A 19,668-nucleotide genomic window follows, 5' to 3' on the forward strand; every position below is an offset into this window, starting at 1 on the left:
GCCCCAGGGTCTGGGGGCGGAGCCCCCGGACGGGCCCGCACCCACGCCGGTCACAAAATCAGGAAACCCACAGGTAGCCCCCGTTCCGCCCCCGCCAGGGCCCCCGTACCTTTGACAACCGTGAGCACACTGGACCGCGCCCGGCGTCACCTGAAGGCACACCCCATGGCGCTGGACGCGGCGCTGGCAGCCGGCGTAACCCTCTGCATGGTGGCCGGCTCCTTCGTGGACCCACGCGGACCGGACGGCGTCACCTGGGGCATGCGCACGCCCGCCTCCCTCAGCCTGGTCCTCATCGCCCTGTGCTCCACGGCCCTCGTGTTCCGCCGCCGCGCCCCGATGACGGTCCTCGCCCTCACCGGCACCTTCTCCCTGATCGAGTCCGTCACCGGCGACCCCCGTGCCCCCGTCGCCATGTCCGCGGTCATCGCCCTCTACACCGTCGCCTCCACCACCGACCGCCCCACCACCTGGCGCGTCGGCCTGCTCACCATGACGGTCCTCACCGGCGCCGCGATGCTCGCCGGGCCCCTCCCGTGGTACGCCCAGGAGAATCTCGGCATCTTCGCCTGGACCGGCATCGGCGCCACCGCGGGCGACGCCGTCCGCAGCCGCCGCGCCTTCGTCCACGCCATAAGAGAACGCGCCGAGCGCGCGGAGCGCACCCGCGAGGAGGAGGCCCGCCGCCGCGTCGCCGAGGAACGCCTGCGCATCGCCCGCGACCTGCACGACGTCGTCGCCCACCACATCGCCCTGGTCAACGTCCAGGCCGGAGTCGCCGCCCATGTCATGGACAAGCGCCCCGACCAGGCCAAGGAAGCCCTCGCGCACGTACGCGAGGCCAGCCGCTCCGCGCTCAACGAACTCCGCGCCACCGTCGGTCTGCTCCGCCAGTCCGGCGACCCGGAGGCACCGACCGAACCCGCCCCCGGTCTCGACCGGCTCGACGAACTCGTCGGCACCTTCCGCAGCGCCGGCCTGCACGTCGAGGTGGCCCGCGCCGACCAAGGCACCACCCTGCCCGCCGCCGTCGACCTGGCGGCCTTCCGCGTGATCCAGGAAGCCCTCACCAACGTGCAAAAGCACGCCGGTACGGAGGCGAAGGCCGAGGTCAGCGTCGTATGCGTGGGACCGAACATCGAGATCACCGTCCTCGACAACGGAGGCGGGGAGGACGACGACCCGGACAGCGGCGGCGGGCACGGACTGCTCGGCATGCGTGAGCGCGTCACCGCCCTGCGCGGCACCCTCACCACCGGTCCCCGCTACGGAGGCGGCTTCCGGGTCCATGCGATCCTGCCGGTCAAGACCCGCACAGCCGCCACGGGAGACCCGGGGGAACCCGTATGACCATCCGCGTCCTGCTCGCCGACGACCAGGCGCTGCTGCGCAGCGCGTTCCGCGTGCTCGTCGACTCCGAGCCCGACATGGAGGTCGTGGGCGAGGCCTCCGACGGCGCGGAGGCGGTGCGGCTGACCAAGGAACAGCGCGCCGACGTCGTGCTGATGGACATCCGGATGCCCGGCACGGACGGCCTCGCGGCCACCCGCATGATCAGCGCCGATCCCTCCCTCGCCCATGTCCGTGTGGTCATCCTGACCACCTTCGAGGTCGACGACTACGTCGTGCAGTCGCTGCGCGCGGGCGCCTCCGGCTTCCTGGGCAAGGGCTCCGAGCCCGACGAGCTGCTCAGCGCGATCCGGGTCGCGGCCGGCGGCGAGGCCCTGCTCTCCCCGGCGGCGACCAAGGGCCTGATCGCCCGTTTCCTCGCGCAGGGCGACGCGGGGGACGACGACCGCGACCCCGCCCGCGCGCAGCGCCTCGACGCGCTCACCGTGCGGGAGCGCGAGGTGCTGGTGCAGGTCGCCGGCGGCCACTCCAACGACGAGATCGCCGAGCGCCTCGAGGTCAGCCCGCTCACCGTGAAGACACACGTCAACCGGGCCATGGCCAAGCTGGGCGCGCGTGACCGGGCCCAGCTCGTGGTGATCGCGTACGAGTCGGGGCTGGTACGTCCAAGGGTGGAGTGACTGTCTTCAGCCTCGACCCCGCCCACCCCCAGCGGAAACCCGCCTCGGGGTGAACGGGGCCGGAAACAGGGCTACGGCAACGCCAGCATCCGCTCCAGCGCCAGCTTCGCGAACGCCTCCGTCTCCTTGTCGACCTCGATGCGGTTGACCAGGTTGCCCTCGGCCAGGGACTCCAGGGCCCAGACCAGGTGGGGGAGGTCGATGCGGTTCATCGTCGAGCAGAAGCAGACCGTCTTGTCGAGGAAGACGATCTCCTTGCCCTCGGGCGCGAAACGGTTCGCCAGGCGGCGGACCAGGTTCAGCTCCGTGCCGATGGCCCACTTGGAACCGGCCGGCGCGGCCTCCAGGGCCTTGATGATGTACTCCGTCGAGCCGACGTGGTCCGCGGCCGCCACGACCTCGTTCTTGCACTCGGGGTGGACGAGGACGTTCACGCCGGGGATCCGGGCGCGCACGTCGTTCACCGAGTCGAGGCTGAAGCGGCCGTGCACCGAGCAGTGGCCCCGCCACAGGATCATCTTCGCGGCGCGCAGCTGCTCCGCGGTCAGGCCGCCGTTCGGCTTGTGCGGGTTGTAGACCACGCAGTCGTCCAGGGACATGCCCATGTCCCGGACCGCCGTGTTGCGCCCGAGGTGCTGGTCGGGCAGGAACAGCACCTTTGTCGTTGAGGGCTCCCCCTGCTGGAAAGCCCACTCCAGGGCCCGCTTCGCGTTCGACGACGTGCAGATCGTGCCGCCGTGCTTGCCCGTGAACGCCTTGATGTCCGCGGAGGAGTTCATGTACGAGACGGGCACGACCTGCTCGGCTATGCCGGCCTCGGTCAGCACGTCCCAGCACTCGGCGACCTGCTCGGCCGTCGCCATGTCGGCCATGGAGCAGCCGGCCGCCAGATCGGGCAGGACGACCTTCTGGTCGTCGGACGTCAGGATGTCCGCGGACTCCGCCATGAAGTGCACACCGCAGAACACGATGTACTCGGCCTCCGGGCGCGCGGCCGCGTCCCTGGCCAGCTTGAAGGAGTCACCCGTGACGTCGGCGAACTGGATGACCTCGTCGCGCTGGTAGTGGTGGCCGAGCACGAACACCTTGTCGCCGAGCTTCTCCTTGGCCGCGCGGGCGCGCTCGACCAGGTCGGGGTCGGACGGCGAGGGCAGGTCGCCGGGACACTCGACACCGCGCTCGCTCTTCGGGTCGGCCTCACGGCCGAGGAGCAGCAGGGCAAGAGGAGTCGGCTGTACGTCGAGCTCCGGGGTCTGGGCGGTGGTCACGACACGCACCCTTTCTACTTTTCGTCGAACTGACGCTATTTATCATAAACGCTTCACGTCAGTTTGACGACGGTCATAGCGTCGATGTGACGTGAATCCCGCAGGCGGGAAGAAGGCCGCTGTTCGCTTCAGTGCGGGTGTGCGAGCATGAAGGAACAGGCGAAAAGAACAAGTGCCGCCCGGAATGAATCCGCGGCCCCGTCGGTTGCAACCGTCGGCAAGCAGTCTCCGTACAACCCGGGAGAGATGTAGATGTCCGTATCGGACGAGACCAGCACCGTCACCGACGGCATCATCCTGTCCGACGCCGCCGCGGCGAAGGTCAAGGCCCTGCTCGACCAGGAAGGCCGTGACGACCTGGCTCTGCGTGTCGCCGTTCAGCCCGGTGGCTGCTCCGGCCTGCGCTACCAGCTCTTCTTCGACGAGCGTTCCCTCGACGGCGACGTCGTCAAGGACTTCGGCGGCGTGAAGGTCGTCACCGATCGCATGAGCGCCCCGTACCTGGGCGGTGCGTCGATCGACTTCGTCGACACCATCGAGAAGCAGGGCTTCACGATCGACAACCCGAACGCGACGGGCTCCTGCGCCTGCGGCGACTCCTTCAGCTAGAGCGTCAGCTCTCTTCGGCTGCTTTCGGCTGAGCGACGAGAAGGCGGCGGCCCCCTCCGACAGGGCCGCCGCCTTCGCGCGTGTCCGGAGCTCTCCGGGGTTATCGCGCCCCGGACGTCTCCGGCAGCCGCGCCCCCGGCTTCTCCAGCGGAATCTCCTTGCCGTCCGAGCCCACGACCTCGCGGTCGCCGAGCGGCTCGTCCAGCTGCACGGTCTGGTGATGCACCTTGGCTATCAGGATGCAGACCTTGTCCGGCCACGGGGTCTCGGTCACCTCGACGGTCACCTTGTCCCCGCTCTCGCTCGCCGTGGCCTTGTAGTCGGCGCACACCCCGCCCGTGAAGGCCACGGTCAGCTCCCGCCCCTCGGCCGTGTAGCCGTCCACCTTGACGTCCCGCGGGGCCGGCGCCGCGGTCGGCTCGTCGCCGGGCTCGGAGGGCCGCGGGCTGGGCTGCCCGGACGGCGCCGGGGAGGTCACGTACTTCGGGTCGACCGCCGGATACGTCACCGTGAAGCCGTCCTTCGCGCCGGCCGCCCGCGCCTCGAACAGCCAGGACGGCACCAGCGCCGGCCGCCCTTCCACGACATGCGAGGCCAGCCCGAACACGGCCTTGTCGACCGTGATCGTCTCCCTCTTCTGGACGGTGCCGGAGGATTCACAGGAGGCTTCCGGCCGGTCCTCCAGCGGTACGGGAGTGGCGCAGCCGCCGATGCCCATACGGTGGCTGGTCCCGGGTGCCGCGTTCATCAGGGCCAGCGTCTTCTCCGCGCTCAGGACGGGGTACGTGTCCCCCTTCGCCGGTGCCTGCAACTGACCGCTGCCGCCCACGACCTCGCCCTGTGCGTCGACGGAGACTCCGGTCGTCCAGCCGTACGTGGGCATCCCGCCGACGACGGGATTGGTGTTCACCATCCGCTGGGAGCCCATGACCTGGCTCGCGACCACCTTCGCGTCGTCCTGACCCAATGCCTTCAGGACCGGCGCGGCCGCCTTCTTCGCGGCCGCCTCGCTCACCGGGGAGGCGTCGTCGGTGCCGGGTGTGTAGCGGTGGAAGGTCCAGGTGCCCGGCGCCTGCCGGTTCACCTGGAGGCTCGGCCCCGAGCCGTCCTTCGCCCCGACCCTCCAGGCCGGCCCCTGCGCCACCGGCGCCCCGTCGACCCCGAGCGCCTCGGCCAGCTCGGCCACCTCGTCCTTGCCGACCTCGCCCTGAGCCCGGTACACGGGCGCGGAGCCGGGGCCGTCCGGGAGCTTGCCGTCGGCGCGGTAGGTGACGCCGTACGGGTTGGGCTCGCCGGGTGCGATGCCGTTGTCGGTGTCGCCGCTCTCGGAGTAGCCCTCGAGGGTGAGCGGCGGGGGAGTGTCGTCGCCGGGCGCCCCGGACGTCGTACGCCCGCCGGAGTCCCCGGAGGCCGTCGCGGCGAGGTACGCCCCACCGCCCCCGATGAGCAGCACGGCGGCGGCGACGGAGGCGACGACGGCGGGGGAGCGGCGCCGGGCGGAGCGGCCGCCGTGGGCCTCCTCGGCCTCCTCGTCCCGGCGGACCTCGTTGTCGGGAACGCCGGCGGGTTCGTCGCCGCCGTCGCCGTCGCTCTCGGCACCCGCTTCGGCAGAGGCGGGAGCGACGGGCTTTTCGTCGGCACCGGCCTCGACCTCGGCCGAGCCGGAAGCGGCGGCGGGCTTCTCATCGACGTCGGTGTCGGCCTCGGCCTCGGCGGAATCGGCAGTGACGGCGGGTTCCTCGGCGGAGCCGGAAGCGGCGGCGGGCTTCTCATCGACGTCGGTGTCGGCGCCGGCCTCGGCGGAGCCGGGAGCATCGGAACCGCTCTCCACGCCGCCGGAAGCCTCGCCGCCTCCGGAAGGCGTGCCGTCCCCGGAACCCTCGCCGTCGCCCTCCCCGGCGCCCGAGGCCTCAGCAGAGGCGGCACCCTGCTCCTCCGGGACGCTCCGCTCCTCCGAGACACCCTTCTTCTCCGCGGCGCCCCGCTCCTCGGCGGAGCCGCCGGCAACCCGCTCCTCGGCGGAGCCGGTGTCGTCGTTGTCGGGTCGCTCGGTGTTCACCGCATCGCTCCTTCGACTGTGCATCTGTCCCATGACCCTGACCAGGCCCTGTCAAAGCGGCCGGTCCGGCGGGTCGTATCCCGCATCCCCTTTACGGGGGACGCCGATGGGACGCAGCGGGGGAGCGCACGGTTCCCTGAAGAGCGCCGCTTCAGTCTCCGTACTCCGACATGGCGTCCAGCAACCGTGCCGACGCCGGCGGCACGGTCACGCCGTGGATGAGTGACGGGGAGACCGGAAGGGCAGTGATCCGATCGGGAACCGCCCAGTGGGGAGCCATCCGGGCGCAGTCGCCGCGCAGCGACGCCAGGTCGCCTTCCAGATCGGCCGGAGAGGGAGCATGGAGCTCGAGGTTCGTCATAACGGCACCGTAGGCTCGGTCAGGCGTGCGAAGTAAGATCTACTATCGGGTAGTTTAGGCGGCTTCAGAGCCTCGCGCAGACCCGATAGCGTGAAGCGTCAACGCCGTCTCCCCTCAGGAGAGTCAACGCCGTGCGCATCGCAGTCACCGGCTCCATCGCCACCGACCACCTCATGACCTTCCCCGGCCGCTTCGCCGACCAGTTCGTCGCGGACCAGCTGCACACGGTCTCGCTCTCCTTCCTGGTCGACCAGCTCGACGTACGCCGAGGCGGCGTCGGCGCCAACATCGCCTTCGGCATGGGCCAGCTGGGCACCCGGCCGGTCCTCGTCGGCGCCGCGGGCTTCGACTTCGACGAGTACCGGGCCTGGCTGGACCGGAACGGCGTCGACACCGACTCGGTGCGCATCTCCGAGACGCTGCACACCGCCCGCTTCGTGTGCACCACCGACGCCGACCACAACCAGATCGGCTCCTTCTACACCGGCGCCATGAGCGAGGCCCGCCAGATCGAGCTGAAGACCGTCGCCGACCGCGTCGGCGGCCTCGACCTGGTCCTGATCGGCGCCGACGACCCGGAGGCGATGCTCCGCCACACCGAGGAGTGCCGCTCCCGCTCCATCCCGTTCGCCGCCGACTTCTCCCAGCAGATCGCCCGCATGGAGGGCGAGGAGATCCGGATCCTGCTGGACGGTGCGACGTACCTCTTCTCGAACGAGTACGAGAAGGGCCTCATCGAGTCCAAGACGGGCTGGACCGACGCCGAGATCCTCGGCAAGGTCGGCCACCGCGTGACCACCCTCGGCGCCCAGGGCGTACGCATCGAGCAGGACGGCGCCGAGCCGATCGTCGTCGGCACCCCGGAGGAGGAGCGCAAGGCCGACCCCACCGGCGTCGGCGACGCCTTCCGCGCCGGCTTCCTCTCCGGCCTCGCCTGGGGCGTCCCCCTGGAGCGCGCCGCCCAGGTCGGCTGCATGCTCGCCACGCTCGTCATCGAGACGGTCGGCACCCAGGAGTACCAGCTGCGCCGCGCCCACTTCATGGAGCGTTTCACCAAGGCGTACGGCGATGAGGCCGCCGCCGAGGTCCAGACGCACCTGGGCTGACTCGACGCACCCGGGCTCAGGAGAGCCGGCGGACCACGTAGGCCGAACCCCGGTCCGCCGGCTCCTCACCCACGTACTCCTGCCCCCGCATCTCGCACCACGCCGGGATGTCCAGCCGAGCCGCCTCGTCGTCCGACAGAACCCGGACCGTGCCGCCCACCGGCACGTCCCCGATGACCTTCGCCAGCTCGATCACCGGAATCGGGCAGCGCTTGCCGAGGGAGTCCACGACAAGGGCGTCCTCCCGTACGACCGCCTCCGCGGCCGGCGCCCCCAGCTTCTCCCGCACTCCCGCCACCGCCCCCGGCAGCACCTCCAGGAACCGCTCGACGTCCTCCTCCACGGTCCCCGGCGGCAGCGACACCCGCACGTTCCCCTCGCTCAGCACGCCCATCGCCTTCAGCACATGGCTGGGCGTCAGCGTGCTGCTCGTACAGGACGATCCGGACGAGACGGAGAAACCGGCACGGTCCAGCTCGTGCAGCAGTGTCTCCCCGTCGACATAGAGACAGGAGAAGGTGACGATCCCCGGCAGTCGCCGCTCAGCATCCCCGACCACCTCCACGTCGGGCACCAGCTGGGGCACCCGCGCCCGGATCCGCTCCGTCAGCTCCCGCAGCCGTACCGCCTCTTGCGCCGCCTCGGCACGCACCGCCCGCAGCGAAGCCGCCGCCGCCACGATGGCCGGAAGGTTCTCGAACCCGGCCGCCCGCCCCGACTCCCGCTCGTCCGCGGGCCCTTGAGGCGCGAACCGCACGCCCTTGCGCACCACGAGCAGCCCGACCCCCGAGGGCCCGCCCCACTTGTGGGCACTCGCCGTGAGCAGCGACCAGTCGCCCTCCACTCGCCCCCACCCCAGCGACTGCGCCGCGTCCACCAGCAACGGCACCCCGGCGGCCCGGCACACCTCGGCAACGGCCGCCACCGGCTGCCCGGTCCCCACCTCGTGGTTGGCCGACTGGAGACAGGCCAGCGCGGTGTCCGAACGGAGGGCGTCCGCGTACGACGCCGCGGTCACCGCCCCCGTACGGTCCACTGCGACCTGCGTCACCGTGCCGCCGTCCGCCTCGTGCGCGTCGGCCGAATGGAGTACCGAAGAGTGTTCGACAGCCGACACGATCAGGTGCCGCCCGACACGCCGACGCCCCGCCAGCGCCCCCGCGATCCCCGCATGCACGGCCCGCGTCCCGGACGACGTGAACACCAACTCGTCAGCCCGGCACCCCACAGCCTCCGCCATGGCTTCCCGCGCCGCATCCAGCAACATCCGAGCCCGCCGCCCCTCCCGATACAGCCGCGCGGGATCGGCCCACCCCTCGTCGAGCGAAGCCATCAGAGCCTGCCGGGCAACGGGATGAAGAGGAGCGGAGGAGGCGGCATCGAAGTAGGACATACAGCAACGTTAATGCGCCCCAAAGGGGCGCGGGGCTGTGTCGATATGCGGCTCCGCCGCGTGGGCGCAATCAACCACAATGCACCCGCAGCCGCCACACAAGCCGCGCTTCCCGAGCTATTGGGCACCCCAACGTCCTTCTGCTGACCGGCGGCGCGCTGGGGGCCCCCTCCCCGCAAACCCCCGGAGGGCGTCGGCTAGGGTTTGGTCCGCATAAACATCCAAACCCCTGCCCGACGCAGGGCGGCGACCGACCAGCGAGAAGGCCGCAGCCGATACGCGCGGGCGAGACTCTCGGGAAGGCGCTACGTGAGTCCCAACGGCTCCGACCGCTCGCCGCGGCGCCCGATGCGGCGGAAGCTGCTGCAGGCACTGACCGCGGGCCTGGTCCTGGCGACCGCCACCGGTTGCACATACGAGGACTTCCCCCGCCTCGGCATGCCCACCCCGACCACGGAAGAGGCTCCGCGGATCCTCTCCCTGTGGCAGGGCTCCTGGGCTGCCGCGCTCGCCGTCGGCGTGCTGGTGTGGGGCTTGATCCTGTGGAGTGCGATCTTCCACCGGCGCACCCGCACCAAGGTCGAGGTCCCTCCGCAGACCCGGTACAACATGCCCATCGAGGCGCTGTACACGGTGGTCCCGCTCATCATCGTCTCGGTGCTCTTCTACTTCACGGCCCGTGACGAGTCCGAGCTCCTCAGCCTCAAGAAGACGCCCGACGTCACCGTCAACGTGGTCGGCTTCCAGTGGAGCTGGGGCTTCAACTACGTCACGCCCGTCGAGGGTTCCACCGGTGACGCGAAGACCGACAAGAACCTGGACGCGATTCCGGACCGGTTCAAGGAGGACTTCCCGGCGAACGCCGGCGGCGTCTACGACGTCGGCACGCCCGGCACGCGGAACCCGCAGACCGGCAACCCCGGCCCGACCCTCTGGCTCCCCAAGGGCAAGACGGTCCGCTTCGTCCTCACCTCGCGTGACGTCATCCACTCCTTCTGGGTGGTGCCGTTCCTGATGAAGCAGGACGTCATCCCGGGCCACACCAACGCCTTCGAGGTGACCCCCAACAAGGAGGGCACCTTCCTGGGCAAGTGCGCCGAGCTGTGCGGCGTCGACCACTCCCGGATGCTGTTCAACGTGAAGGTCGTCTCCCCCGAGCGCTACGAGCAGCACCTCAAGGACCTCGCCAAGAAGGGGCAGACCGGTTACATTCCCGCCGGCATCGCGCAGACGAGCCACGAGAAGAACCGGGAGACGAACAACCTGTGAGCATCCTCAACGAACCCCAGGGTGCCGCGGCAGCAGGGTCCCACTATCAGGACGAGCTGCCGGTCCGGCGCCAGCGTCGCGGTGAAGTCGTCGTCAAGTGGCTGACGACCACCGACCACAAGACGATCGGGACGCTGTACCTGGTCACGTCGTTCGCGTTCTTCGTCATCGGCGGCGTGATGGCGCTGTTCATGCGCGCCGAGCTGGCCCGTCCGGGCCTGCAGATCATGTCGAACGAGCAGTTCAACCAGGCGTTCACGATGCACGGCACGATCATGCTGCTGATGTTCGCGACGCCGCTGTTCGCCGGCTTCACGAACTGGATCATGCCGCTGCAGATCGGCGCGCCGGACGTGGCCTTCCCCCGGCTGAACATGTTCGCCTACTGGCTGTACCTGTTCGGCTCGACGATCGCGGTGGGCGGCTTCCTCACCCCGCAGGGCGCGGCCGACTTCGGCTGGTTCGCCTACTCCCCGCTGTCGGACGCGGTCCGCTCCCCGGGCATCGGCGCCGACCTGTGGATCATGGGCCTGGCCTTCTCCGGCTTCGGCACCATCCTCGGCGCGGTCAACTTCATCACCACCATCATCTGCATGCGCGCACCCGGCATGACCATGTTCCGCATGCCGATCTTCGTGTGGAACGTGCTGCTGACCGCCGTACTGGTCCTGCTCGCCTTCCCCGTCCTGGCGGCGGCGCTGTTCGCGCTGGAGGCGGACCGCAAGTTCGGCGCGCACATCTTCGACTCGGCCAACGGCGGAGCCTTGCTCTGGCAACACCTCTTCTGGTTCTTCGGCCATCCAGAGGTGTACATCATCGCCCTGCCGTTCTTCGGGATCATCTCCGAAGTGATCCCGGTGTTCTCCCGCAAGCCGATGTTCGGCTACATGGGCCTGATCGCGGCGACCATCTCCATCGCGGGTCTGTCCGTGACGGTGTGGGCACACCACATGTACGTCACCGGCGGTGTGCTGCTGCCGTTCTTCTCCTTCATGACGTTCCTGATCGCCGTGCCCACGGGCGTGAAGTTCTTCAACTGGATCGGAACGATGTGGAAGGGGTCTTTGAGTTTCGAGACCCCGATGCTCTGGGCGACCGGCTTCCTGATCACCTTCACCTTCGGTGGTCTGACCGGTGTCATCCTGGCCTCGCCGCCGCTGGACTTCCACGTCTCCGACTCGTACTTCGTGGTGGCGCACTTCCACTACGTCGTCTTCGGCACCGTCGTCTTCGCGATGTTCTCCGGCTTCCACTTCTGGTGGCCGAAGATGACCGGCAAGATGCTCGACGAGCGCCTCGGCAAGATCACCTTCTGGACGCTGTTCATCGGCTTCCACGGCACCTTCCTGGTCCAGCACTGGCTGGGTGCCGAGGGCATGCCGCGCCGTTACGCCGACTATCTGGCGGCCGACGGCTTCACCGCCCTGAACACGATCTCGACGATCAGCTCGTTCCTGCTCGGCCTGTCGATCCTGCCGTTCTTCTACAACGTGTGGAAGACGGCGAAGTACGGCAAGCCGGTCGGCGTCGACGACCCGTGGGGCTACGGCCGCTCGCTGGAGTGGGCGACCTCCTGCCCGCCGCCGAGGCACAACTTCCTCACCCTGCCGCGGATCCGCAGCGAATCCCCGGCGTTCGACCTGCACCACCCGGAGATCGCCGCTCTCGACCAGCTCGAGAACGTGCCTGAGAAGGCTCTGGCCGGCAACGGCGGCAAGGAGGCCGGCAAGTGAAGATCCAGGGACGGATGTTCATCTGGCTGAGCGTCTTCATCCTCGCCATGGCGATCGTCTATGGCGTGTGGTCGAAGGAGCCCGCCGGTACCACGGCGCTCTTCCTGTCCTTCGGCCTGTCCATCATGATCGGCTTCTACCTGGGCTTCACGGCCCGGCGGGTCGACGCGGGTCCGCAGGACAACAAGGAGGCCGACGTCGCGGACGACGCCGGCGAGGTCGGGTTCTTCAGCCCGCACAGCTGGCAGCCGCTCTCCCTCGCAATCGGTGGCGCCTTCGCCTTCCTGTCGATCGCGATCGGCTGGTGGCTGATGTACTTCTCGGCTCCGCTGCTCCTGATCGGCCTCTGGGGCTGGGTCTTCGAGTACTACCGCGGTGAGAACCGCACCCAGTAACACGAGCTGAGCTCCCAAGGAGCCCGGACACTCCGTCAGGAGCGTCCGGGCTCCTGCGTTTGCCGCAATCCCCGTCCCTCGTCCGGGTTACCCAGCGCGCCGCCCTTGACGAGGCTTCCTAGCGTGAAGCCATGAGCCAAGCACCCTCACCCCGCACCGTCGTCGGCTGCACGCTGCTGGTGATCGCCCTCGGCGCGGGCGTCACCGCCTGCAGCTCCGACGGCAACCCGCTGTCCGCCGAGCCGTACGACGCGGCGGACCAGGTCGCCTTCAGCGGCCACGCCGGCGCCGGAAAGAAGGCCGATCCCGACAAGCCCATAGAGGTCACCGCCGAGGACGACGACGGGCGCATCACGGACGTGACGGCCATGGACGCGTCGGGACGCTACGTGGCGGGCGAACTCTCCGCCGACGGCTCCCGCTGGCACAGCACCTCCCCGCTGGCCGCGGACGCCCACTACACGGTCCGCGTGAGCACGGAGGACGAGGACGGCGCCCCCGGCCGCCGGGTCCTCACCTTCGACACCGGCAAGCCCCTCACCAAGAAGCGCCTGGGCGTCACCTTCGGCCCCAAGGCGGGCCAGTACGGCGTCGGCCAGCCCGTCACCGCCGAACTCGGCCAGCCCGTCAAGGACAAGGCACAGCGGGCCGTCGTCGAGCGCGCCCTCAAGGTCGACTCCATGCCCGCGGTGGAGGGCGGCTGGCACTGGGTGAACGACAAGGAGCTCCACTACCGCCCCAAGGAGTACTGGCCCACCCACGCCACCATCCAGGTCCGCAGCAATCTGGACGGCATCAAGATCAGCGACCGCCTCTGGGGCGGCAAGGCCAAGCCCCTCAAGATCACCACCGGCGACCGCGTCATCGCCGTCACCGACGCCGCCTCGCACTCGATGACGGTCTACAAGAACGACGAGGTGATCAAACAGATCCCGGTCACCACCGGAAAGCCCGGCTTCGAGACCCGCAACGGCGTCAAGGTCGTCCTGGGCAAGGAGTACTTCGTACGGATGCGCAGCACCAGCATCGGCATAGCCGAGGGCTCCTCGGAGTCGTACGACCTGCCCGTCTACTACGCCACCCGCGTCACCTGGAGCGGTGAGTACGTGCACGCCGCCCCCTGGTCCGTAGGCTCCCAGGGCTCCGCCAACGTCAGCCACGGCTGCACCGGCATGAGCACCGCCAACGCCGCCTGGTTCTTCGAGAACATCCGCGAGGGCGACCTGGTCAAGGTCGTCAACAGCTCCGGCAACACGATGGAACCCTTCGGCAACGGCTTCGGCGACTGGAACCTGGCCTGGGAGAACTGGCGCAACGGCAGCGCACTGGTCGTGGGCAACCCGCAGGGCCCGAGCCCGCAGGATGCGGCAAGACTCAGGCCGACGGCGGTCTGAGCGAGGTACCCAGGGGCGCGGGGCCGTATCAGGCGCTCAGAGCCTTACGATCCCGCAACAAAGAGGCCAAGGCCGCCGCGAACTCCACCGGCTCCACAGGCAACGTCACCGCCGCCTCAGCCCGACTCCACGTGGCCAACCACGCATCCTGAGGCCGCCCCATCAGCACAAGCACCGGTGGACAGTCGAACACCTCGTCCTTGATCTGCCGGCACAGCCCCATGCCCCCCATCGGCACAGCCTCACCGTCCAGCACACAGACGTCGATGCCCCCCTTGTCCAACTCGCGCAGAACCGCCGGAGGCGTCGCACACTCCACGAACTCGACCAACGGCACATCAGGAGCCGGCCGTCGGCCGGCGGCCAACCGCACCTGCTCGCGGGTGTTGGAGTCGTCGCTGTAGACCAGCACCGTGGCGGTCGGTTGCATGCTTCCTCCGTGACGTCAGCGTCGTAAGGACAGGCCCGTTGGGCCGGATGCTACTCCCTTGAACACCACGTCAACACCGGTACGACCGGGGAAGACACTCCGAACGGCACCCCCCGGAGTGAGGGCGGGATAAGCGACCGACATAATGTCGGTCGTGGCGACAGCAACGACAGTAGATACCGGGCACGCGCACCCGTCGGTCAACCGACCGAACCTCACCAGCGTCGGAACCATCATCTGGCTGAGTTCCGAGCTGATGTTCTTCGCGGCCCTCTTCGCGATGTACTTCACCCTGCGATCGGTGACCGGGCCGGATCACTGGAAGGAGATGGCGGGCCATCTCAACTTCCCGTTCTCGGCGACGAACACCACGATCCTGGTGCTCTCCTCCCTCACCTGCCAGCTCGGCGTCTTCGCCGCCGAGCGCGGTGACGTGAAGAAGCTCCGGGGCTGGTTCATCGTCACCTTCATCATGGGCGCGATCTTCATCGGCGGTCAGATCTACGAGTACACCGAGCTGGTCAAGGACGCGGGACTCTCGCTCTCCTCGGACCCGTACGGCTCGGTCTTCTACCTGACCACCGGCTTCCACGGCCTGCACGTGACGGGCGGCCTCATCGCCTTCCTGCTGGTGCTCGGCCGCACCTACGCGGCCAGGAGGTTCACCCATGAGCAGGCGACCGCCGCGATCGTCGTGTCCTACTACTGGCACTTCGTCGATGTCGTCTGGATCGGCCTCTTCGCCACGATCTACATGATCAAGTAGCCGGGCCCGTTCCCGCGCGCTTCCCACAAGCGCACATCCCAGAAGCATCGACGCAGAAGATCCTGACACCGGGGTAATCCGTGAAAAAGCTCTCCGCACGACGACGCCACCCAATGGCGGCGCTCGTCGTCCTACTCCTCGCGCTGATGTGCACGGGGGCGGTGTACACCGCCGTCGCCCCCACCCGTGAGGCGAAGGCAGATGAAACCGCCCAGTCTCTCGCCATCGACGAGGGCAAGAAGCTCTATGCCGTCGGCTGCGCCAGTTGCCACGGCACCGGCGGTCAGGGCACCTCCGACGGTCCGAGCCTCGTGGGCGTGGGCGCCGCGGCCGTCGACTTCCAGGTGGGCACCGGCCGTATGCCGGCCCAGCAGCCGGGCGCGCAGGTCCCGAAGAAGAAGGTCGTCTACACGCAGGCCGAGATCGATCAGCTGGCCGCGTACATCGCTTCGCTGGGTGCCGGTCCGAACGTCCCGACCGAGGCGCAGTACAGCCCCGAGGGTGCCGACATCGCCAAGGGCGGCGAGCTGTTCCGCACCAACTGCGCGCAGTGCCACAACTTCACCGGCAAGGGCGGCGCGCTGACGCACGGCAAGTTCGCACCGACGCTCGAGGGCGTCGACCCGAAGCACATCTACGAGGCCATGCAGACCGGCCCGCAGAACATGCCGTCCTTCCCCGACACCACGCTGTCGGAGCAGAACAAGAAGGACATCATCGCGTACCTCGACGAGGTCAACAGCGACGACACCGAGAGCCCCGGTGGCCTGGAACTGGGCGGACTCGGTCCGGTCAGTGAGGGTCTGTTCGGCTGGATCTTCGGTCTCGGCGGGCTGATCGCCGTCGCCGTGTGGGTCGCCGCCCGGACCGCAAAGGCCAAGAAGTCATGAGTAGCCAAGACATTCCAGAAGAGAACCTGCCCGCTGAGCGGGACACCGCCCAGGGCGCGGTCGGCGTTGCGGACGAGAAGCACCCGTTCGCCGACCCCGGTCTGCCGCCCCACGAGCACCGGATCCAGGACATCGACGAGCGGGCCGCCAAGCGGTCCGAGCGCTCGGTCGCCCTGATGTTCACGGTGTCGATGCTGGCCACCATCGGCTTCATCGCCTCGTACGTGGCGATCCCGCACGACAAGGCGATCTACGTCTTCCCGATCGGCCACATCAACGGGCTGAACTTCGCGCTCGGGCTGACGCTCGGCATCGCGCTGTTCTGCATCGGCGCGGGCGCGGTCCACTGGGCCCGCACCCTGATGTCCGATGTCGAGATCGCCGACGAGCGGCACCCGATCGAGGCGTCCACCGAGGTCCGCGAGAAGGTCCACGAGGACTTCAAGCAGGGCGCCAAGGAGTCGGTGATCGGCCGCCGCAAGCTGATCCGCCGCACGATGCTCGGCGCGCTCACCCTGGTGCCGCTCTCCGGCGTCGTCCTGCTGCGCGACCTCGGTCCGCTGCCCGAGACCAAGCTCCGCCACACCCTGTGGTCCAAGGGCAAGCTGCTCGTCAACATGAACACGGACGAGCCGCTGCGTCCCTCCGACGTCGTGGTCGGCTCCCTCACCTTCGCCAAGCCCGAGGGCCTGGAGGAGCACGACCACGAGTTCCAGAACGAGATCGCCAAGGCGGCCCTGATGATCGTCCGGATCCAGCCGGACGACATCAAGGACAAGCGCGAGCTCGAGTGGTCGCACGAGGGCATCGTCGCGTACTCGAAGATCTGCACCCACGTCGGTTGCCCGATCTCCCTCTACGAGCAGCAGACGCACCACGTGCTCTGCCCCTGCCACCAGTCCACCTTCGACCTCTCCGACGGTGCCCGGGTGATCTTCGGCCCCGCCGGTCACGCCCTGCCGCAGCTGCGCATCGGCGTGAACGACGAGGGTTACCTCGAGGCGCTCGGCGACTTCGAAGAGCCCGTCGGTCCTGCTTTCTGGGAGCGCGGATGAGCACTACGACCAGCAACGAGTCCCGCTCTCGCGGGAAGGCACCGGCCGGCGAGCGCGTCGCCGACTGGGCCGACGGTCGGCTGGGGATCTACTCCCTGGCCAAGGCCAACATGCGCAAGATCTTTCCGGACCACTGGTCCTTCATGCTCGGTGAGATCGCCCTCTATAGCTTCATCATCATCATCCTCACGGGTGTGTATCTGACGCTGTTCTTCCACCCGTCGATGAACGAGGTGGAGTACCACGGCAGTTACGTCCCGCTCCAGGGCCAGCTGATGAGCGAGGCCTTCAAGTCGACGCTGGACATCAGCTTCGACGTCCGCGGCGGTCTGCTCATCCGGCAGATCCACCACTGGGCGGCGATCATCTTCCTCGCCGCCATGTTCGTGCACATGATGCGCGTCTTCTTCACCGGCGCCTTCCGGAAGCCGCGCGAGATCAACTGGCTGTTCGGCTTCCTGCTGTTCGTCCTGGGCATGTTCACCGGTTTCACCGGCTACTCGCTCCCGGACGACCTGCTCTCCGGCACCGGTGTCCGCTTCACCCAGGGCGCGATTCTGTCCATGCCGATCGTCGGCACGTACATCTCGATGTTCCTGTTCGGCGGAGAGTTCCCGGGCGACGACTTCGTCGCGCGGTTCTACTCGATCCACATCCTGCTGCTGCCGGGCATCATGCTCGGGCTGGTCGTCGGCCACCTGATCCTGGTCTTCTACCACAAGCACACGCAGTTCGCGGGCCCCGGACGCACCAACAAGAACGTCGTCGGCATGCCGCTGCTGCCCGTCTACATGGCCAAGGCCGGAGGCTTCTTCTTCCTGGTCTTCGGCTTCATCGCGGCCCTGGCCGGCATCGCGTCCGTCAACCCGATCTGGGCGCTGGGCCCGTACCGGTCCGACCAGGTGTCGACCGGCGCCCAGCCCGACTGGTACATGGGCTTCGCGGAGGGACTGGTCCGGGCCATGCCCGGCTGGGAGATCAACTTCTGGGGTCACACGCTCGTCCTGGGCGTCTTCGTCCCGCTGGTGGTCTTCGGTCTCTTCCTCGGGATCATCGCGCTCTATCCGTTCATCGAGTCCTGGATCACCGGGGACAAGCGCGAGCACCACATCCTGGACCGGCCGCGCAACGCCCCGACCCGGACGGCCTTCGGTGTCGCCTGGGTCACCGCGTACATGATCATGCTGATCGGCGGTGGCAACGACATCGTCGCCACCCACTTCCATCTCTCGATCAACTCGGTCACCTGGTTCGTCCGTATCGGGTTCTTCGTCGGACCGGTCCTCGCGTTCATCGTCACCAAGCGGATCTGCCTCGGCCTCCAGCGCCGCGACAAGGACAAGGTGCTGCACGGCCGCGAGTCGGGCATCATCAAGCGCCTGCCGCACGGTGAGTTCGTCGAGATCCACGAGCCGCTCAGCCAGGACCAGATGTACACGCTCACCGCGCACGAGCAGTACAAGCCGGCCGAGATCGGCCCGACGGTCGACGAGAACGGCGTCGAGCGCAAGGTGAAGCCCACCGAGAAGCTGCGCGCCAAGCTCAGCGACGCGTACTACGGCGAGGAGAGCCAGATCCCCAAGCCCACCGTCGAGGAGTACAGGGAGATCACGAGCGGCCACGGCCACCACTGATCGCTGCGCTCGCCACGCGCGGTTCAAAGGGCCCCGTCCGGTCTTCGGACGGGGCCCTTTGCCATGCCCGCCGGCTGGATAGGGTGGACCCCGTTGAGACTCGTGTCCCGCTGTACGGGACTGATCCAGGAGCGGCTTATGAGCGCTGTGACCCCCGCTGGAGGCGACACCGCGGCGGGCCGTTCCTGGCCCGAGGTACTGAGCGCACTGCTCGGCGGGCAGGACCTGAGCGCCGGCGACACGGCCTGGGCGATGGACCGCTTCATGAGCGGCGAGGCCACGGACGCCCAGATCGCGGGCTTCATGGTGGCGCTCCGCGCCAAGGGCGAGACGGTGGAGGAGATCAACGGTCTCGTCGAGGCGATGTACGCGCACGCGCAGCCGCTGCACATCCCGGGCCCGGCCGTCGACATCGTCGGCACGGGCGGCGACCGGGCCAAGACGGTCAACATCTCGACGATGTCCGCCATCGTGATCGCCGGCACCGGAGCGAAGGTCGTCAAGCACGGCAACCGGGCGTCGTCCTCGGCGAGCGGGTCGTCCGATGTGCTGGAGAAGCTGGGCATCAACCTGGACCTGTCTCCCGAGCGGGTGGCGCGGGTGGTGGAGGAGGCCGGGATCACCTTCTGCTTCGCGGCCAAGTTCCATCCCTCGATGCGGTTCGTCGGTGCGGTCCGGCGGGATCTGGGGATTCCGACCTCGTTCAACCTCCTCGGCCCGCTGACCAACCCCGCCCGGGTCACCGCCTCGGCGATCGGCTGCTTCGACACCCGGATGGCGGGGCTCATGGCCGGCGTACTGGCCGAGCGCGGCTCGTCCGCGCTGGTGTTCCGCGGCGACGACGGCCTCGACGAGCTGACGACCACGGCCACCTCCCGGGTGTGGATCGTGCGCGACGGCAAGGTCACCGAGGAGGCCTTCGACCCGCGCGACGTCGGCATCGAACTGGTCCCGGTTCAGGCGCTGCGAGGCGCCGACGCCTCGTACAACGCCGAGGTGGCCCGGCGCCTGCTGGACGGCGAGTCAGGTCCGGTGCGGGACGCCGTAGTCCTGAACTCGGCGGCGGCGCTGGTGGCGCTGGAGCCGACCGGGGCGCCGCTGGTGGACCAGATCCGGGCCGGTATGGAGAAGGCCGTGGAGTCGCTCGACTCGGGGGCGGCGAAGCTGACGCTGGAGCGCTGGGTGGCGGCCAGCAACGTGTAGCACTTCGCGGAGCGATGTCCCGCGATCCGGACACGGGTTGCGGGACCGCGATCACTTCACATACGTTCTTGTC

18 protein-coding genes are annotated in these 19,668 nt (G+C 68.9%); 13 read left to right on the forward strand and 5 right to left on the reverse strand.

The features are described from left to right. Positions 1-120: 120 nt before the first annotated feature. Complete coding sequence (locus tag CLM62_RS47425; RefSeq protein WP_095756115.1) at positions 121-1,350, forward strand: sensor histidine kinase; 1,230 nt, start codon at positions 121-123, stop codon at positions 1,348-1,350. After that, a complete protein-coding gene (locus tag CLM62_RS47430) occupies positions 1,347-2,030 on the forward strand; it encodes a response regulator transcription factor (protein ID WP_095756116.1) in 684 nt (227 codons plus the stop codon). Before CLM62_RS47425 ends, CLM62_RS47430 begins: the two co-directional genes overlap by 4 nt. Positions 2,031-2,101: 71 nt before the next feature. Here CLM62_RS47430 and nadA read toward each other — a convergent pair whose 3' ends face one another. Continuing rightward, positions 2,102-3,298, reverse strand: a complete 1,197-nt coding sequence (nadA, locus tag CLM62_RS47435) for a quinolinate synthase NadA (RefSeq protein ID WP_095756204.1) — start codon at positions 3,296-3,298, stop codon at positions 2,102-2,104. A gap of 252 nt (positions 3,299-3,550) precedes the next feature. On the opposite strand from nadA, the gene CLM62_RS47440 reads away from it, so the two are divergent. Further along, positions 3,551-3,907 (forward strand): iron-sulfur cluster assembly accessory protein, encoded by a 357-nt coding sequence (locus CLM62_RS47440; protein ID WP_030582488.1) that lies wholly within the window; start codon positions 3,551-3,553, stop codon positions 3,905-3,907. A 100-nt stretch (positions 3,908-4,007) separates the two neighbouring features. On the opposite strand, the gene CLM62_RS47445 is transcribed toward CLM62_RS47440, so the two are convergent. Together CLM62_RS47445 and CLM62_RS47450 are read right to left on the reverse strand one after the other, a co-directional pair. Continuing rightward, entirely contained in the window at positions 4,008-5,966 is a 1,959-nt protein-coding gene (locus tag CLM62_RS47445; protein ID WP_257004513.1) for a hypothetical protein, read from the reverse strand. Between the two features lie 151 nt (positions 5,967-6,117). After that, positions 6,118-6,327 (reverse strand): hypothetical protein, encoded by a 210-nt coding sequence (locus CLM62_RS47450; RefSeq protein WP_095756117.1) that lies wholly within the window; start codon positions 6,325-6,327, stop codon positions 6,118-6,120. 131 nt (positions 6,328-6,458) lie between these two features. Here CLM62_RS47450 and CLM62_RS47455 point away from each other — a divergent pair, with 131 nt between their 5' ends. Next, positions 6,459-7,433: a carbohydrate kinase family protein gene (locus tag CLM62_RS47455; RefSeq protein WP_095756118.1), complete on the forward strand. Its 975-nt coding sequence runs from the start codon at positions 6,459-6,461 to the stop codon at positions 7,431-7,433. A 16-nt stretch (positions 7,434-7,449) separates the two neighbouring features. Here the strand turns inward: CLM62_RS47455 and CLM62_RS47460 are convergent, their stop codons facing one another. Further along, positions 7,450-8,826 carry a cysteine desulfurase/sulfurtransferase TusA family protein gene (locus tag CLM62_RS47460; protein ID WP_095756119.1) on the reverse strand — a complete coding sequence of 459 codons (1,377 nt, stop codon included), beginning with the start codon at positions 8,824-8,826 and terminating at the stop codon, positions 7,450-7,452. 309 nt (positions 8,827-9,135) lie between these two features. Here CLM62_RS47460 and coxB point away from each other — a divergent pair, with 309 nt between their 5' ends. The 4 genes from coxB (at position 9,136) to CLM62_RS47480 (ending at position 13,617) form a co-directional block, all read left to right on the forward strand. Further along, complete coding sequence (coxB, locus tag CLM62_RS47465) at positions 9,136-10,095, forward strand: cytochrome c oxidase subunit II (protein ID WP_095756120.1); 960 nt, start codon at positions 9,136-9,138, stop codon at positions 10,093-10,095. After that, on the forward strand, positions 10,092-11,828 hold the full coding sequence (gene ctaD, locus CLM62_RS47470; protein WP_095756121.1) for a cytochrome c oxidase subunit I: 1,737 nt from the start codon (positions 10,092-10,094) through the stop codon (positions 11,826-11,828). Before coxB ends, ctaD begins: the two co-directional genes overlap by 4 nt. Next, a complete protein-coding gene (locus tag CLM62_RS47475) occupies positions 11,825-12,223 on the forward strand; it encodes a cytochrome c oxidase subunit 4 (protein WP_095756122.1) in 399 nt (132 codons plus the stop codon). The genes ctaD and CLM62_RS47475 overlap by 4 nt, the downstream gene beginning before the upstream one ends. Before the next feature lie 131 nt (positions 12,224-12,354). Next, positions 12,355-13,617 (forward strand): Ig-like domain-containing protein, encoded by a 1,263-nt coding sequence (locus tag CLM62_RS47480; RefSeq protein WP_095756123.1) that lies wholly within the window; start codon positions 12,355-12,357, stop codon positions 13,615-13,617. A 28-nt stretch (positions 13,618-13,645) separates the two neighbouring features. Here CLM62_RS47480 and CLM62_RS47485 read toward each other — a convergent pair whose 3' ends face one another. Further along, positions 13,646-14,047 carry a response regulator transcription factor gene (locus CLM62_RS47485; RefSeq protein ID WP_095756124.1) on the reverse strand — a complete coding sequence of 134 codons (402 nt, stop codon included), beginning with the start codon at positions 14,045-14,047 and terminating at the stop codon, positions 13,646-13,648. Positions 14,048-14,192: 145 nt separating this feature from the next. Between CLM62_RS47485 and CLM62_RS47490 the strand changes: the two genes are divergently transcribed. The 5 genes from CLM62_RS47490 to trpD all read left to right on the forward strand — a co-directional run bounded on the left by CLM62_RS47490 (position 14,193) and on the right by trpD (position 19,595). Then, positions 14,193-14,813 (forward strand): heme-copper oxidase subunit III, encoded by a 621-nt coding sequence (locus tag CLM62_RS47490; RefSeq protein WP_095756125.1) that lies wholly within the window; start codon positions 14,193-14,195, stop codon positions 14,811-14,813. 80 nt (positions 14,814-14,893) lie between these two features. After that, a complete protein-coding gene (locus CLM62_RS47495) occupies positions 14,894-15,703 on the forward strand; it encodes a c-type cytochrome (RefSeq protein ID WP_095756126.1) in 810 nt (269 codons plus the stop codon). Continuing rightward, positions 15,700-16,758, forward strand: coding sequence for a ubiquinol-cytochrome c reductase iron-sulfur subunit (locus CLM62_RS47500; RefSeq protein ID WP_095756127.1), 1,059 nt, complete (start codon positions 15,700-15,702; stop codon positions 16,756-16,758). Before CLM62_RS47495 ends, CLM62_RS47500 begins: the two co-directional genes overlap by 4 nt. Then, entirely contained in the window at positions 16,755-18,392 is a 1,638-nt protein-coding gene (locus CLM62_RS47505; protein WP_095756128.1) for a cytochrome bc complex cytochrome b subunit, read from the forward strand. The genes CLM62_RS47500 and CLM62_RS47505 overlap by 4 nt, the downstream gene beginning before the upstream one ends. A gap of 138 nt (positions 18,393-18,530) precedes the next feature. Next, the gene (gene trpD, locus CLM62_RS47510; protein ID WP_095756129.1) at positions 18,531-19,595 is read left to right on the forward strand and encodes an anthranilate phosphoribosyltransferase; all 1,065 of its coding nucleotides are present in this window, start codon (positions 18,531-18,533) and stop codon (positions 19,593-19,595) included. Positions 19,596-19,668 lie beyond the last annotated feature (73 nt).

The organism is Streptomyces sp. SA15, assembly GCF_002291145.1.
GTDB lineage: Bacteria > Actinomycetota > Actinomycetes > Streptomycetales > Streptomycetaceae > Streptomyces.

Excerpts from the sequence above, each read along its gene's own strand:
- CLM62_RS47500 (WP_095756127.1), top strand. The coding sequence starts at position 15,700 with ATGAGTAGCCAAGACATTCCAGAAGAGAACCTGCCCGCTGAGCGGGAC.
- trpD (WP_095756129.1), top strand. The coding sequence starts at position 18,531 with ATGAGCGCTGTGACCCCCGCTGGAGGCGACACCGCGGCGGGCCGTTCC.
- CLM62_RS47450 (WP_095756117.1), bottom strand. The coding sequence starts at position 6,327 with ATGACGAACCTCGAGCTCCATGCTCCCTCTCCGGCCGATCTGGAAGGC.
- CLM62_RS47485 (WP_095756124.1), bottom strand. The coding sequence starts at position 14,047 with ATGCAACCGACCGCCACGGTGCTGGTCTACAGCGACGACTCCAACACC.
- CLM62_RS47505 (WP_095756128.1), top strand. The coding sequence starts at position 16,755 with ATGAGCACTACGACCAGCAACGAGTCCCGCTCTCGCGGGAAGGCACCG.
- CLM62_RS47440 (WP_030582488.1), top strand. The coding sequence starts at position 3,551 with ATGTCCGTATCGGACGAGACCAGCACCGTCACCGACGGCATCATCCTG.
- CLM62_RS47460 (WP_095756119.1), bottom strand. The coding sequence starts at position 8,826 with ATGTCCTACTTCGATGCCGCCTCCTCCGCTCCTCTTCATCCCGTTGCC.
- CLM62_RS47430 (WP_095756116.1), top strand. The coding sequence starts at position 1,347 with ATGACCATCCGCGTCCTGCTCGCCGACGACCAGGCGCTGCTGCGCAGC.
- CLM62_RS47490 (WP_095756125.1), top strand. The coding sequence starts at position 14,193 with ATGTCGGTCGTGGCGACAGCAACGACAGTAGATACCGGGCACGCGCAC.
- CLM62_RS47480 (WP_095756123.1), top strand. The coding sequence starts at position 12,355 with ATGAGCCAAGCACCCTCACCCCGCACCGTCGTCGGCTGCACGCTGCTG.